Here is a 15837-nt window from a genome sequence, read left to right as displayed (position 1 = left end):
TCTTAGGATTACGAATTATGGTTATTGTAACTGAGAGAAAGGCATCGTCCTAGCGCCTTTCTCTACCTGCGAGTGAAAGTCTTAATCAACCACTTCAATATCTGTTTTAGGTACAGAGCAGCAAGCTAATATCATTCCTGCATCTTTAAGACGCTGATTTAGTGCAGGAGAGTCTTCTTGCTCAACATCGCCTGATTCTAAAGTGACACGACAAGCACCACATAAACCTGATCGACAACTGTAATTGATGCTAAGTCCTGCGGCCTCAACTTGTTGAAGTAAAGGGTCTTCAGTGTTACCAGTGAATAAATTTCCGTTTAAGCTAATGGTAATCTCTTCTGATTTAACGTCTTTTTTTGCTTTGATTGGATCTACTGTTACTTGCTGAGTAGTAGCAATAGAGCCTAAATCTTTATAATATTCTTTCTCTTTAGTTTCTAATACTTCGATCTTATCTCCGATCTTAATCATCCCTTCATTTTTAGCAATGAGGTTCTGACCAAAGTAGACATTACCAGAGTCATCGGCACGGAACGTTGAGAATGTTTTTAGCGGTTCTTTATTTGGATGATATTGAGCTGTATTTGGATTTACAGTGGTTAAAATACAGCGTTGGCAAGGTTTCACAACTTCAAATTCCACTTCACCAATGCGAATGCGCTTCCAAGAATCTTCAATAAAGGCTTCGTTACCAGAGATAACAAGATTTGTTCTAAATTGTGCCATAGTGTGGTTACTAGAACTGCGCTTGTTTAATTCCGTTAGTGAAGCTTCACTTATTATCAATAATGGGTAGCCATCAGCAAAGCTCACATTGGTTTGAATTCTTTCGCGTATACGATTGGATTGCTCGCCAGAGAATAGTAATTGTGCTTCAGTACCTAAAATAGAGCTGAACCACTGATTAGCTTCTTCTGTGGTGGAGTAAGCCGTAAAAGTATCACTCCAAACGGTTGTATCGATCTCTTTCATTTCTAATTCATCAAAGGTGAAATGCAGGTCAATCAATCCTGGATAGCATAGAACTAATCCATCAGGCTCAATAATGGCTTTGATTTTAACCATTTGTGGGTGAGTACGTGCGGTAATCATTTTCCCATCTAAAGAGGCCACCATAAAACGACGGTCGCACTGTAAACCTTGTTTTTCAACTTGAGCGGTAGATAAAGAAATACCCGCAATTGATTTTACAGGATATACATTGATGTTTGATAAACGTGACATTAAATTTTCTTGGCTCACTGTGGCATCCATTCTTTGTGTTGTAATTGTTATTAAGTGTATCAAAGTCTATTTTACAGTCCTATTTATTCTCTATAGTGACGTTAGCTAAATTCATAAGAGTTAAATATAACGGTAGTAATGAAATCTTTATCTGTTTTTTGTATTTCAAATGGCCAATTCATGCGCTCACAAATGCGTTCAACAATGACTAACCCACAACCATAACCAGCATTATAGGTATCATTACCATCATGGCAGTTAATGATACACAGACGGTTATGTTTTAATGAAATTTGAATGTCGCCAACACTGTAGCTAAATGCATTTTTAATCAGGTTATTTATCACAACAGTAATAAAACTGCTTGGAGCAAGGCAAGCGTCTCCTTTTTCAATTGAAAGCTCGGCGCCCATTTCTTGCTTGGCGAACAATGGTTCTAGGTGAGCTAGTTGAGCCTGTAATATTTGCTCAATCTGATATTGATGAAAATGGTGGCTTTCAATTTCTTGTTTGCCGAGTAATAAAAAGGTTTCTGTTAGCAGAGTCATCTCTTCACTGGCTTGATGTAAGCGATTAATCGCTTTTAAAGCCACATTAGGTTGGTTAGGGACTTTTGCCAGTAAATCAGCAGAGCCTTGAATAACCATAATAGGCGTTCTTAATTCATGTGAGGCGAAGCGGCTAAACTCTTTTTCTCGGGTAAAAAACTGAGCGATATGATGTTTGTTTTCTAGGAGAGTTCTTTCGATATCTCGTGTTTCTTGGTATTTAGTATCAATCGTGAAATCATCATATTCTGGAGACATGAGCTCCACTTTACGTTGTATATGACGAAGAGGTAATGAAATACTACGGACAAAATAGATGCCATATAAAATCATTAAAATAGTAGAAATACCACCAAGAGCTAAGGTTAATATGTGCAAGTTTGCTTCATATTCATCTAAGTAATCATCAGAGTCATCTTGAAAGAGGATATACAATAACCCCGAACCTGATGGGTGTGGTTTTACAATAAAATGTTTATCTTCAATTCCAAGTTGTTGCTCGTAGAGCCCTGGTTTTTTATAGACATTTAACCAAAGAGGGTGATCTTTTTCGCTCCAATAAGTCGAGAACTCTTCTTCATTAGGAAGGGGAGTATCTTCACCTAATTGGGGGTATTTCCCTATATATTGATTTGCTTCGGTATCAAGCCAGTGATGAAGACTAATTATTTCTAATTGGTCTTCCGCTATGTAGATAACAGACCAAAATAAAGCAAACATTAAAAACGTCAATATGCCAAACGTCCAACGTATCTTTTTGAAGAAACTTGGGTGTTTTATTGTGCTATTTAAGTCGGTAGCCTTTTCCATGAATCGTCTCTAGTCTTGGTGTATTAAAGCCTTTATCAATGGCGTTTCTAATTGTGTATAAATGGCTTCGCAATGCATCACTTGATGGTGATTCATCACCCCAAACATGTTCGATAAGTTCATTTTTACTGACTATATCAGGCGCTTTTTTCATTAATAATGCAATAATTTTTAATTGAATAGGGGCCAGTTTTATTAATTTTTGTTGACGAGATAAGGTGCCAGCTTTGATATCCATGTCCATATCTTTGAACGTTAGTTTACCAATGTCGGTACGGCGGCCGCGTTTAGAGAGTGCCAATAACCGCATATGTAATTCTTCCATAGCGAAAGGTTTTACAAGGTAATCGTCTCCACCCACTTCAAAGGCGTGAATTTTATCTTCAAGGGTGTCTTTGGCTGTTAAAAACAGAATTGGAGTACTACAAGCGTGATCGTTTCTTAATGATTCAACAGTGCTGATACCATCTAATTTTGGCATCATGATATCCATTACTATGACATCAAAGCTTTCTTTTTTTAGAATTTCAATCGCCGCAACGCCGTGATAAGCGCAGTCAATATCTATGCCTACCAACTCTAAATAATCGGCAATGGTCTCTGCTACGTGGTGATTATCTTCAACAATTAATACTTTCATTTATCTTCTTCACGAATCCTTCACTTTCTTGTCGCTATATTACTCTCATTAGTGTGATTAATTGTAATAATTAGGTTAAAAAATGAAGAAAGTTGCTGTTTTATTATTAGGAAGTGTTGTTCTTACGGGTTGTGGTGGGTCTGATGAGTCTGGAGACAGTCGTGCATCAAGTTCATATATTGGTGCTATTGAAGCGGTTGATGCGAATGCCGATACGATGACAATTAATTCGATGCCATTAAATTTAGCAAGTGCTCGTGTTGAATTGAATGGGCATTATGTTGATAAAAACAATCTTGCAGCAGGTATGCAGGCTGATGTTGAGTTCGATGATGGTGCTGCTTATGAAATTGAACTTGATCCTGAGATTGTCGGAGAGGTTGAGGAAATACAAGCAGGTAGTATTAAAGTAAATGGGCAGATTTTTATTTTTTCTAATTTGGATGCTTCAAATATTGTAACTGGTGATTGGGTGATGCTTTCTGGTTATATGGACGCTACACCTAAGTGGGTTCTTACTGCTATTAATGAGATTGATTTTACAACCCAAGCTTTACATGAAGGTAAGATCTCGGTTTTAAATTTAAATACTAAAACATTTAAAATTGATGATGTAGTTGTAGATTATTCAGGTTCATTCTTAGATCATGACGATGAATCTGAATTAAGTGATGGTGTTTGGGTTGAGATTGAAGGTTCTTATAATACAGTTTCAAAAAATTTCGATGCAACAGACGTTGATGTGGAAAATGAGCTTGATCTAGCAAATGCTGAAGTTGAAGGTTATGTAACTGCTCTTGATGCTAATAAAACATCGATGACATTAAATGGTAAAACAGTGGTTGCGATTACTGAAAATACTCGTTTTGAAGATGGAATTAAAGAACAATTGAAAGTTGGTTCTAAAGTGGATGTTGATTTGATTAATAACGCAGGTCAATTACAAGCCTCTGAAATCGAATTTGATTAAAGACATTATGTATTAAAAACGAACCACTGACTCTAACTGAGTCAGTGGTTTTTTTGTTTCTTGTGCATGATCTAAAAAATAAATCATGACAAGAATCAAATTAGGATTACTATTTAGTTAAGAATGATGAAATAAGGAAACAAAATGGCAGGGTTAAGTTTACTAACACTATTAGATGATATTGCCTCAGTACTTGATGATGTTGCTTTGATGTCAAAAGTGGCAGCAAAGAAAACGGCGGGTGTATTGGGCGATGATTTAGCGCTTAATGCACAACAAGTGTCTGGCGTTAGGGCTGAGCGAGAGATCCCGGTGGTATGGGGCGTTGCTAAAGGGTCATTTAAGAATAAGTTAATTTTGGTACCAGCAGCCTTGTTGATTAGTTCAATTGCGCCTTGGTTGATTACTCCATTATTATTGATTGGTGGTTTATTCCTTTGCTTTGAAGGTGCTGAGAAAATTCATGAGAAATTTTTTCATCAGCATGACGCAAAAGCAGAGCGTGAAAAAGAAAAGCAAACAAACCCAGAAGATATTGAAGATTATGAGCAGAAGAAGATAAAAGGGGCCATTCGTACCGATTTTATTCTCTCAGCTGAGATCATTGTCATTGCTCTTGGAACGGTTCAAGGACATCCGTTTATTACTCAAGTATTGGTAATGAGTTTTATTGCAGTATTAATTACGATTGCTGTGTACGGCTTAGTTGCTGGCATTGTGAAAATGGATGATTTAGGCTTTTATTTACAACGAAAAAGCAAAGGTAAAGGTATGACTTTATCGATTGGTAATGGTTTAGTTGCAATGGCACCAAAGTTAATGAAATTTCTAACGGTTGTCGGTACCATCGCAATGTTTTTAGTGGGTGGTGGGATTGTTGTTCACAGCCTTCCATTTGTTCACCATGCACTAGAAAGCGTTGTTAGCTTACTTCCTAGCCTTCCTTATGTTGCTGCGACATACCCAATTGTTGGGAATGGGATTATAGGTTTACTTAGTGGCTTTCTTCTTCTTGGTGTAATTAGCACTTATCAGAAGATTAAATCTCGATAGAGTTATACCAATTTTAGTAATTATATTGGCATTATTTTTTATCGGTGGGCTTGAAAATAATAAAGTGAACAAATGGCTGCGATAATTGATTATCGCAGCCAGAAAAATTAAGGTACAAGCCATGCCGTTTTTGGGGATTTAGACAGCAGCCAGCTCAAACCAAGTGCGCCTGCACCACTTAGAACAACCCAAACAGGAATGACCCACATTGGATTATGGCCTGCATACCATTCAAAGTTTTTCATAGGCCATAAGAATAATGGGTGAAGTAAGTAAATGCCTAGGCTATAGGTACTAATAAAACCAACAATGGTGCGGGATTTATCAGACAGTGATTCACCATAGTAACGGCATACAAAGAACAGCATACCAGCGGCAGCAACGGTATTAATGGTTTTGTAAGATAGCCATTTACCTACGGTATATTCATCCAGTAATACACTTTGGCTGATCACCATATAAGTGGTCGTTGCTAGGGCGGTAAGTCCAATAATAAGTGCGATTATGGTGTTCTTTTTGTTTAATTCTATTCGTTGGTATAGAGCATAACCTAATAATAAGTAGCCACTGTATAGCCAGATCTCAGTACTCCATGGACCTTCAAATTTAGCTAAGAAGAAACAGGTTGTTAGCAACCATATCCCAATAATGGAAAATAATGCTGTGTTATCCAGTTTTTGCACGATTACTCGCAAGAAAGGAATAACAATATAGAGGGGAATAAAATAATAAAAGAACCCTAAATGGTAATAGGTATATTCAAAAGGAAGGTCGATAAGAACGCTTTTTGCTGATTCAAAATTATACCCTTGAGCGGTTAACCCTGATAGTAAGGCATAGAATACGGACCAAAAAAGAAAAGGTACGAGTACTTTCCCTAACCGTTTTTTTACATAATAAGGTGCATTAAATTCTCGTTTATCGCTTAGCATCAGTGCACCAGTAATCATAATGAACACTGGTACGGCCCAGCGACTTAAACTATTTACTGATACTGCGGTTGCCCATTGCTCAAACGGAATTATGTTAAGTTCATTTCTATAGGGGGCAAGTACATGAATGGCAACTACCGCTACTGCGGCAATGCATCTTAGTAAATCAAAAAAGAAGACTCTTTCCATCGTATTTCCTACTCATTATTTATTTTGGTTAGCTTAGTTGTACTTTAAATATCGCTATAAAGTGTCTGATTTATGTAAGGACATTGAAATATGTTAACTGCAACGTAAAGTGTTACTGAAGATGATAAAACAACAAACATAAGCTAAAATTAAAACAACTTATTGGTATATTATTAACATATATTGTCTGCGTATCAAGGAATAAAGATGAAAGCAGTTCTTGGTTTGGTATTACCATTATCATTGTGCTCTTTTGCTCTACAAGCAGAAGACATTAATATCGCCCCATATATTGTCGGAGGGGATTCTGTCAATGTAGCTGAATACCCATTTATGGCGTCCCTGATGTTTGAGTATGAGAGTCAACCGGGGATTATTTATCCATTTTGTGGTGGTTCCGTATTAGATAGTACTCATATTTTAACGGCAGCACATTGCGTTTATGACGTGGCTTCTTACCGTATTGGGAATATGAAAGTTGCCATAGAAGCGAATGATGGGCAAGGAATGCTGGCTGCACAAAGAGTGGCAGTAAAAAATATTTACTATCCGAGTGACTATAATAACTCAACGCTACTTAATGATGTGGCAGTGCTTGAATTATCTCAACCTTTACCTACATATACATCAATACATGCTGCAATATTAGGTGACTCTACAGTTCAAGGCCAGGAGTATAGAATCCCCCCCGCGGAAGACTTTAAAATTATCGGCTATGGCCGGTTAAATTCAAGTGCAGCAAATAGCCAAGTTGATTTGATGCAAGCGACGGTTACATACGTTCCCCCTGATGTATGCGATATATGGACTAATTTTACCACATCAACTAAGCAGGTTTGCGCAACAGGAAGCTCTTTTGATGACAGTAATTTAGTGACAGCAACATGTCAGGGGGATTCTGGAGGTCCGTTAATTTGGGATAACAACGGTGTAAAAACACAAATAGGCATTGTTAGTTTTGGGCCTAGTGTTTGTGGTGATGGAGCACTGGTTGCACAATCAGTTTTTACCGATGTTAGTCAATATGCGGATTGGATACGTAAAGCGCAGAATGGTGAAATATCTGCAACAAGAACAGCGACAGATTTAAGTGATAGCTCGGGTGGTGCATTTGCTTTTGGTAGTTTGCTTGGGCTACTTATGCTTAGTATCTACCGTAAAAAATCACTTTGATGGTATTGGACATCGTAAAAAAGGACAGCTAATTATTGGCTGCCCTTTTTATTTACGTTAAAACAAAATTAAACGTATTGTAAAACAAGGTTGTCCCATGCTCTTTTTTGTTGCTCAAACTGTAGCTTAATTTGTTTATGTTGAACACTAAGAACTGCCAATTCATATTTTTTCGATAAGACATTTTTCTTATTATCAAGAAGCTGTTTTTTCGAGTCGTAATACTCTGACATACGTTCAATCAGCGCATCGTACTCAGCTTCTAAATGTTCTTTAATTGCATGATAATTATGAAGCGATGCAATTTTATCTTCCGCTTTCTTACGTAACATAAGGGCTTTAGCTTTTTCTATTTTAGCTTGAGGGCTAACTCGTAACTTAGTGGTTAAGCCAAACCATGAACAGCTTTTAATAAACCATTTTGTAGGATCATATTGCCACCAGTAAATACCATTACGGTAATCATTTTCAAAAATGTGATGATAATTATGGTAACCCTCACCAAAAGTAAATACAGCTAAAATGCCATTATCACGCGCGGTGTTTTTTTCAGTATAGGGCTGAGAACCCCAAATATGAGCAAGTGAGTTGATAAAGAAAGTTGTGTGGTGGCTTAATACTAAACGTACGGCGCCGACCATTAACAGCATGCCGATAATATCCCCATAAATGACCCCTAATAATAACGGAATACCAAAGTTCATTAGTAGAGCAAGCAAGACGTAATGCTTATGTTGCCACATTACAACGGCATCTTTTTGCAGGTCGCGACAGTTTGCGTAATCGTTGTAAGTTGCTGGCTGATAATGACGTAGCATCCAACCAATATGAGAAAACCAAAACCCACGCTTGGCTGAGTAGGGGTCTTTGTCATTATTATCTACATGGCGATGATGAACTCTATGATCAGAAGACCAATGCAGCGCACTGTTTTGCAGGGCAAAAGCACCACCTAAAGCAAAAATAAATCGTAAGGCAGGATGAGCGTTATATGCTTTATGTGACCATAAGCGGTGATAGCCAGCTGTAATGGATAGATTGCAAAAGCTAAAAGCCAATAGAAGCCATAACCAATGCTCTCCACCTAAACCGTGATAGTAGGCATAAATAGGGGTAGCAACAAAAGCAAGTAACAAACTTGATGTAAAGACAAATACATTTAACCAAATAATTGGAGGTCTAGATCCTTGGGTCATAATAAAGATTCCATTTAAGCGTACAGTTGTGCGCTAGAATAATTTGTGTCGTTCTTTTAGTCAAGAAGAGTAAGGTAGGAATATGTAACAAATGTGATGAGGTAATCTCAATTTTATGAATTATTCATTGTTCAGACAAATAAATAAGACAGAGATAGTTACTTTGAAGTGAAGATAAAGAGGGTATAATTTGGAGCCATTAAATAACGTAAGAAGAAAATTAGAATGAAAATTACTTTTTCAGAAGGCGATATCATAGCAACTCAACATGAGATTGTTGTTCGCTTAAAAAATAATTCGAGGATCACAATGCAAGCAGAAGTTGATGCTCTGACTTTAATTGGTGGAGCAAACGTGATCAGTGCCGTTGGTAGTGGTATGAAATGGTCGCTTAAATTAGATGATGAGGCCCAATTAAAGCAACTATCTCAAGAGATAGGTATTGCTATTGAGTTTTATTAATTATTATGGAATACGTGCGGCTAATCAGGTAAAACAATTTGGTTTCTACCTTGTTGCTTTGCTTGATACATATTGTTGTCGGCAGCTTGAATGAGATGTTCAATATTGCAATGTTCAGGAGAACATTTGCTGATACCAATACTGGCAGTTACGCTGTGCTTTGTTCCAGAAAATTCGTAATATTCTTGTTCGCAGCGATGGAGAATAGTCTGAGCAATAATATTAGCTTCTTCTATGCTTCGTTCTAAAAGGAATATAATAAACTCTTCACCGCCCCACCGAGCGATTAACCCGCAATCGCCAACGACCTCTTTGCATTGTTGTGAAAAGCGTTTTATTACTTCATCTCCAGCACTATGGCCAAAGTGGTCATTAATATACTTAAAATTATCAATGTCGATTAATAAGCATACTTCAGAAGGGCATGATTCAGGCGCTCTTTCTTTATGTAATTTTTCAATAATGGCGCGCCGATTTAATAGACCGGTTAAATCATCATAAGAGGCTTGGTATTGAATTTTTTGCTCTAGGTGGTACTTATCGGTCGCATCTATAATTGAGCTTTGAACTGCAAGCTCACCATCCCAATTAATGACACTTTCAAAAAGTTGGAAGTAACGTTGTTGACCATCAAAAGTGATGTTTTCTACTATTGAATTCGTTGCATTCACTTCCCCTGAAATCAATTGTTGGTAGCGATTCTTCGCATTTTCTCTATTGTATTCCGGAACAACGCATAGAAAGGAATCCAGAGACATGACTTCATCGACTGATTTTGCTTTAATTATTTTTGCAAATGAAGGATTTACCATTAATGGTTTAAAATTACGATGGACAATAATACCTTGTAATGAATTCCAGATAAGATCTTTATAGCGTTGTTCTTGTTCGATAATTTGTTGATTTGCACGATCGATTTGTGACATATCAATAACGGTAATTTGAAGTGCGGGTTCTCCTTCCCAATCAACGACATGTTCAACAGTAAGAACAGAGAAAAGCTTACCATGTTTATTTTGATTAACATAAGATCGAACTTTCGGAGGCTCTTTCCCCTGAATTACAGCGTTGTAAACATGTAATGCTGAGTTGTGAAACTTAGGATCAATAATGTCAAATAATGAACTAAGATTCATGACTTCTTCTGTAGATTGAAAACCAAACATCTGCGCATATTTTTCATCGACATAAAGGGGAGAAAAATTACGATGTATGACCACACCATAAGTTGAGTCGACGTGAACTTTATCCATTACGTATCCTAGCTCATAAACCATAACCTCATGTTATCTTTTTGCTGGAAACAAATAAACCTATGACATAGAAATAGAGAGGCTGGATCAAAAATAAGAAGAAAGGCCTAATAAACATTATCACTCTAATTATTAAAGCCCAAACGCTATCGAATTTTCAAAAAGTAATTATTTCTATATTCAACAGATACAAAAAAGCCTCGTCATTTCTGACAAGGCTTCGTTGTGTTGGTGGAGCGGGCGGGACTTTCTATCTCCACCTTGAGAGCAGCACGTCCCTCGGCGTGTCAGGCCGCTTAACTCCCCAATAAAGAGTCTAATCAACTGAACTACCACTCCAATTTTTTAAAACTCAGATTCTATCTGAATTTTGAAAAGTGGTGGAGGGATAGGGATTTGAATGCTACACCTATCAATCAAAAGTGCTGTAATTACAATGGGTTATCTGTTTTTCTCAAAAATCAATTTAACCGTATGTCTGGTACATATTAATAGCGATAAAATGGTTAATCGTCAAGGAAATCCGATTATTTATCTGATGTTTGCGGGTTTAGGGGTAAATTAAGGGTAATCGGTGTTTTTCAAGATTGTTTGTATTATATGTTTGAGGATGCATCGGTCAATGTTCAGTAAGTTTGTTTGTTAGTAATGTTTGTTCGGAACAAACGTTACTAACAAACGCCTATTATCTCTCAATACTTAGAACAAGCAATACAAACGCTTTGACTAGAAATAGCAAACAATTTTAATTCTATAAATTAGCCACTACTATTTTTGCGTCTTCATTCATAACTTCAATGAAAGAAGATAGATGGTCATCTAATAGTTCAGCTTCTGTAGGTTTAACCAGTATTGCACTAGATTGGGGTAATAATGGATATTCGCCATCAAGACAATGCTGGCGAGCTACTGTCCTGACTACGTTTCCGTTTCGTGAGTGTGGGAATAACAAAAGTAATAAATTTACTGCTGAAACACCTAAACGACCATTTGAATTTACTTGGTGAATATTTAAAAGATACTTTTGAGTTAGAGTATTGATATCGTATTGCTGAATTGTTGATGCATCTTTATATTTAGAATCCAAAATGATTGTTGCAGGTTTTGTCCACTCTTGTGACTTAATTTTAAGAACAAAATCAGGACAGAAATGATGCAAACCGTATTTGTTTCTTCTTGAATAACTCGTATCAACAAGATCACCTTCGGAGCTATTTTTTGAAAATGGATAAATTTTAGGCTCATAAAATAACTCTACCGTAAATAATTCACTATCAAACCTGAAATAGTTATTTACTTTTCCTTGAGGACGTATTTTGTGAACACCGCCAAATGGATGAAACTCAGAGTGTTCTCTATAAGACATTTCATCTAATTTAACGGCAAAACATCGTTTAATAGACTCATGAAGCAGTAACAATGAGGATGTTTCATATACGATAGATAAGTTTTTTAGGCCCAAGAGTAAACTTGCACCTTCAAAACTAGGAGATGGTGCTTTATAGCACTTATCTATTAGTAGAAAGGTGTTTCTATAGTGAAGGTGTTTAGCTACATATGATGTAACTCTTGGCTGGATTCCAGGGACAAGACTAGCTGGAAGCTTAGATTTAAAAACTCTTTTGAGTTGTTCAATTGCCACCATTAAAGAGTCAATTTGATTAACCTTATGAGCTAGAGCTAGTTGGGTGAACTTACTCATTGTATGATCAAATCGCACATACTCTAGATCTACAACATCGTTACCGTGAACTAAACTTTCAATGCTATATTGCTCTTTAATATCGATAAGCAACAGAATCATATTATGTAAGAAAGTATGAATTACCTGATTTTCATATACATTTTGTTCCTTTACAATACTTTCCTTTGGTAACATATCAAGGCGATAACCTCTGTTGTTATATACTAAATTTGCATCATCAACACTCGCAGGTGAGAGTTTGTCTAGGTTATTTAATACCCAATGAACAGAATCTGGACCTGTAGGTTGTCCTCGCTCAGTCATCTCCATCTTAGGCTTCCAAGTATATTTATGCTCTCGTAAAAATGTAGGTAAGGATTCAGATAGATATGTAATAGCGTTTTGAATGATGTCTAAACGGCTAAAGTTAAAAGTCTGAGAATCATCGAATCCTACAGGGACTTTACTTCTAGAGAAGCAGATAGATATAGCATCATCTAGCTTTGACGTTATATGTTCTAACATCTCGCTTGCTAGTTCAGCGTTAGCTCGCCTTGCTAAGATGTTTACTGTATGACTAGAGAATGCACTAGATGTACGCAGGTCAAAATATAAACTGATTTCACTCTCTCCAAAGAAGTTATAAAAATAACGAGAAGAGTGAGACATTATAGGATCAATAGATTCAAATACTCGATACCCATCATTGTCATGGCTGAATTTCATCTCAACAGGTATATCCGAAATCACAAGGTAAGGAGTACCAAAATTATGAAACTCAGTCTCTTCAACTGATACAGAAAATCTGATATTACTGGTCTCTCGGATACTTATTCGACTTTCTTGAGGTAAAGTAAGGTCATATCGTGCCTCACTTTCCCCGTAAAAAATATCGAGATACCATTCAATCATAGATTATAACCATATGTGAACATATTCTGGTTGCCATTTCCTATTATTCTATGCAGCATTTTATGTGAAATTTCCATCTCATCAGGAATACAGGATTTAAGCTGCTCTAATCGTCTACCGAAGCTTTTACCATAACCATTCAGAAGAGGAATAATATGTTGGCTCACTGCATAATCTAAAGCTGCAAACCTACTATCAATATACATAGAAGAGGTCACGTTGTGATAAGCTCTAATGGCTTTTAGCTTTCGAAACGAAACATTTACCGTAGAACCAAATTCTACATTATCATCCCTAAGGGTATCTATAATCTCTTTTAGAGTACGTTCAATCTCCTGAGGTAGAACAAGTGATTTAGGGGCAAATGCTTCAATAAACGTTTTACCTGAAATTGGGACAATATCTAATGTTTCTAAGCTTATAGGCGTATTTAATGATAAATCATAGTCAGGTTCAATCTCATCGAAACTAATTATAGCCGCTCGATCTAACATTCTTGGAGTTAAAGATTGTACAGACTCATCATGATTAATAGTGCCTAAAAAGCGAAAATAATGAGGTACTTTTAGATATGGTCTATCTTGATCTCCAGTCGCGATAGTTCGGTTAGACTCTGGGTCTGACATTTCTAAGAATGGACTGAAATAGTGCTCAGGCTGACTTAAATTGAATTCATCAAGTAGGCAAATGGCTGGTGCTCCGTTTCCACCTTTTTTAGATTCTTTATCCAGTTGCGTTAAAAGTTCATAAAGCCCAGTTGCCGCGGGGTTAAATGAACAAGAAAGAGCATTGTAAAACCCTAGAACGTCTTTAGAACTGGTCCATCCTCTTGCTACAGGAATATTTAATAATCGATTTTGCAAGCCTAAACTGGATCCTAACATTTTAGCTAAGGAAGTTTTCCCTGTTCCTGGACGACCTGAAAATAACGTAAATTGTGATTGGGCAAGGGTCGTAAGTATATTGGTAACAGTGTTATAGTCTGTTTTACGGCCTAACTTATTTAATGCATCTAATGTACGGTCAATAAGTTCTTCACGAATATCATCTAAATCATCAGACTTAGTTGATTGGATAGGTGTGCTATAACTAACCGACTCTGATTTCTTTCTCGGTGCAATTCCCGATAGTGCGTCTACATCTGGTTTTAATTTCAACAATCTTGCAGTTAAGTTTTCATTAGTATCTTTTAGTTCTTTTTGGACTTCGACAACTTGTTTTTTCATGCCATCCAAGCGTTCTTTAGCTCGGTCTTTATCCCGTTCTAAACCTTTTATTTCGTCTTCAATAGACTCCATTGTATTAAATTTACTGTATTTACTTTGAAGGTCAGCTAATTCGGTGGAAAGATGATCTAATTCTCCTTTTTTAACTTGAATTTCAGCTTCAAATTGAGCCTTGTGTTCCTGAGTTAGTGCTTCTAAATTCTCGTTTGATTCACTGGTTTGAACTGCATTTAGATCAACTTGCTCGCGCGCTCTTTGCAGCTTACGAATCTCTGATTCGATCACTTCTTTTCTTGATGTTAAATCTTCGATTTCAACATGTTTGTCTTTGTACTCTCTATCTAATTTTTCAAGATAAGATTGCTTCTCCCCTTTAAAAAAATCATCGCGGTTAACTCTAATATAATTATTTACGATGTCTTTTCCTGAATTTGTAGTCAAGAAACTATCGATAAGCTCCTGACGATGTCCTTCCCAAGAGTTTGATTTATCGAGAGCTTCAAATAAACGTTTGAAACGGTCGGGAAACCTTCTTTGGTCGATGCTTGACGCAAAAGACTTTCTAATTTGTGTGATAGTCCCTTTATTGAAACTACGAATTTCAGAGTTTTGAGCTATTTTAGCCCCATAAGTGGTGATAATTTGGTCATCAGATATAAAGTCAATCAACTCAGCTGAATCAAAGCATCTTTTAATATTTCCGAGTAATATTGGTTGATGGGTTTTCTCATAAAGGGAACTTATATACTGTGGTGAAGATACCTTACCAATATGAAATGAGGGAATTGTTGTGTTAATAGGCGTTGTAATCGCTTTTACTTGATAGCACGGATTTCCATCTGTAGTTTCATTGTTATTGGTATACTCAAATGGACCATAAATATAGTCTTCATTTCTAAATAATATTGATTTTGTTAATGGTTTAGAAGTGAGCACAATAACTGGGTCTGTAACGCTAGGTAAAGGTTGTTCGAAGACTTGGCAACATGATAGACCTTTGATATCAACGCAGGAGTCAAATCGTGTAACATATCGGCAGTCACCATCGCGGCGTTCAAAGGAAGTTTCTATACAAGAAACTTCAAAAAGTTTATCGCTAAACTTTTCTTTTAGCTCTGAGAATTTTCCTGTAACAAACACTTGTTCAGTTTCACAGAACATCTCAGTGCTATTGATTGGGACTATTTCGTTTGGAGAGATAATTTCAAAAAAGGCTCTTAACTTACCAACATCACTATCAGAGTTATTATAACCTCTTTCAATCACACAAATAACTCGTCTTTCATTTTGTTGCTGTCGGTGCTTATCCATATTATCTCTATCGTAGGTACTTATTTATAGGTAGGTATTTTATTGAATAGAATTAATTATGGATATATCTAATATCAAAAAATATGAGACTTAGATCATAATAAAAGGGCCAAGGGCTAATGTGAAAGTTATCAATACCTAGGTTGTTGATATGATGTAAAATAATAGAAATTAAATTCCCGAGAACTTTACTGTAAATACTTAGATGAATAGCATTATATGCTCAGATTGAACACCCTTACAGGTATTAATTT

At 36.5% G+C, this 15837-nt stretch carries 12 protein-coding genes; 4 read left to right on the top strand and 8 right to left on the bottom strand.

What is annotated here, in order from left to right; genetic code table 11:
* Positions 1 to 81 precede the first annotated feature (81 nt).
* From BTO22_RS15430 to BTO22_RS15420, 3 genes are all read right to left on the bottom strand, one after another.
* Complete coding sequence (locus BTO22_RS15430) at positions 82 to 1254, bottom strand: YcbX family protein (RefSeq protein WP_105056240.1); 1173 nt, start codon at positions 1252 to 1254, stop codon at positions 82 to 84.
* A 71-nt stretch (positions 1255 to 1325) separates the two neighbouring features.
* Entirely contained in the window at positions 1326 to 2582 is a 1257-nt protein-coding gene (locus tag BTO22_RS15425) for a sensor histidine kinase (RefSeq protein ID WP_105056239.1), read from the bottom strand.
* On the bottom strand, positions 2557 to 3222 hold the full coding sequence (locus BTO22_RS15420) for a response regulator transcription factor (protein WP_105056238.1): 666 nt from the start codon (positions 3220 to 3222) through the stop codon (positions 2557 to 2559). The genes BTO22_RS15425 and BTO22_RS15420 overlap by 26 nt, the downstream gene beginning before the upstream one ends.
* Before the next feature lie 82 nt (positions 3223 to 3304).
* Here BTO22_RS15420 and BTO22_RS15415 point away from each other — a divergent pair, with 82 nt between their 5' ends.
* Both BTO22_RS15415 and BTO22_RS15410 read left to right on the top strand, forming a co-directional pair.
* A complete protein-coding gene (locus tag BTO22_RS15415) occupies positions 3305 to 4192 on the top strand; it encodes a DUF5666 domain-containing protein (protein ID WP_105056237.1) in 888 nt (295 codons plus the stop codon).
* 144 nt (positions 4193 to 4336) lie between these two features.
* The gene (locus BTO22_RS15410) at positions 4337 to 5245 is read left to right on the top strand and encodes a DUF808 domain-containing protein (protein ID WP_105056236.1); all 909 of its coding nucleotides are present in this window, start codon (positions 4337 to 4339) and stop codon (positions 5243 to 5245) included.
* A gap of 107 nt (positions 5246 to 5352) precedes the next feature.
* Here the strand turns inward: BTO22_RS15410 and BTO22_RS15405 are convergent, their stop codons facing one another.
* Positions 5353 to 6366 (bottom strand): acyltransferase, encoded by a 1014-nt coding sequence (locus BTO22_RS15405; protein ID WP_105056235.1) that lies wholly within the window; start codon positions 6364 to 6366, stop codon positions 5353 to 5355.
* A 207-nt stretch (positions 6367 to 6573) separates the two neighbouring features.
* Between BTO22_RS15405 and BTO22_RS15400 the strand changes: the two genes are divergently transcribed.
* The gene (locus BTO22_RS15400) at positions 6574 to 7539 is read left to right on the top strand and encodes a S1 family peptidase (RefSeq protein ID WP_105056234.1); all 966 of its coding nucleotides are present in this window, start codon (positions 6574 to 6576) and stop codon (positions 7537 to 7539) included.
* Positions 7540 to 7607: 68 nt separating this feature from the next.
* Here BTO22_RS15400 and BTO22_RS15395 read toward each other — a convergent pair whose 3' ends face one another.
* Complete coding sequence (locus tag BTO22_RS15395; RefSeq protein WP_105056233.1) at positions 7608 to 8735, bottom strand: acyl-CoA desaturase; 1128 nt, start codon at positions 8733 to 8735, stop codon at positions 7608 to 7610.
* Positions 8736 to 8960: 225 nt separating this feature from the next.
* Between BTO22_RS15395 and BTO22_RS15390 the strand changes: the two genes are divergently transcribed.
* On the top strand, positions 8961 to 9197 hold the full coding sequence (locus tag BTO22_RS15390) for a DUF3389 domain-containing protein (protein ID WP_105056232.1): 237 nt from the start codon (positions 8961 to 8963) through the stop codon (positions 9195 to 9197).
* 20 nt (positions 9198 to 9217) lie between these two features.
* Here BTO22_RS15390 and BTO22_RS15385 read toward each other — a convergent pair whose 3' ends face one another.
* The 3 genes from BTO22_RS15385 to BTO22_RS15375 all read right to left on the bottom strand — a co-directional run bounded on the left by BTO22_RS15385 (position 9218) and on the right by BTO22_RS15375 (position 15583).
* The gene (locus BTO22_RS15385) at positions 9218 to 10450 is read right to left on the bottom strand and encodes a sensor domain-containing diguanylate cyclase (RefSeq protein WP_105056231.1); all 1233 of its coding nucleotides are present in this window, start codon (positions 10448 to 10450) and stop codon (positions 9218 to 9220) included.
* Between the two features lie 751 nt (positions 10451 to 11201).
* On the bottom strand, positions 11202 to 13046 hold the full coding sequence (locus tag BTO22_RS15380; RefSeq protein ID WP_105056230.1) for a hypothetical protein: 1845 nt from the start codon (positions 13044 to 13046) through the stop codon (positions 11202 to 11204).
* The gene (locus BTO22_RS15375) at positions 13043 to 15583 is read right to left on the bottom strand and encodes an AAA family ATPase (RefSeq protein ID WP_105056229.1); all 2541 of its coding nucleotides are present in this window, start codon (positions 15581 to 15583) and stop codon (positions 13043 to 13045) included. The genes BTO22_RS15380 and BTO22_RS15375 overlap by 4 nt, the downstream gene beginning before the upstream one ends.
* Positions 15584 to 15837: the final 254 nt, after the last annotated feature.

Source organism: Aliivibrio sifiae (assembly GCF_002954705.1).
Classification (GTDB): Bacteria; Pseudomonadota; Gammaproteobacteria; order Enterobacterales; family Vibrionaceae; genus Aliivibrio; species Aliivibrio sifiae_A.
This window is presented reverse-complemented; position numbering and strand designations above follow the sequence as displayed.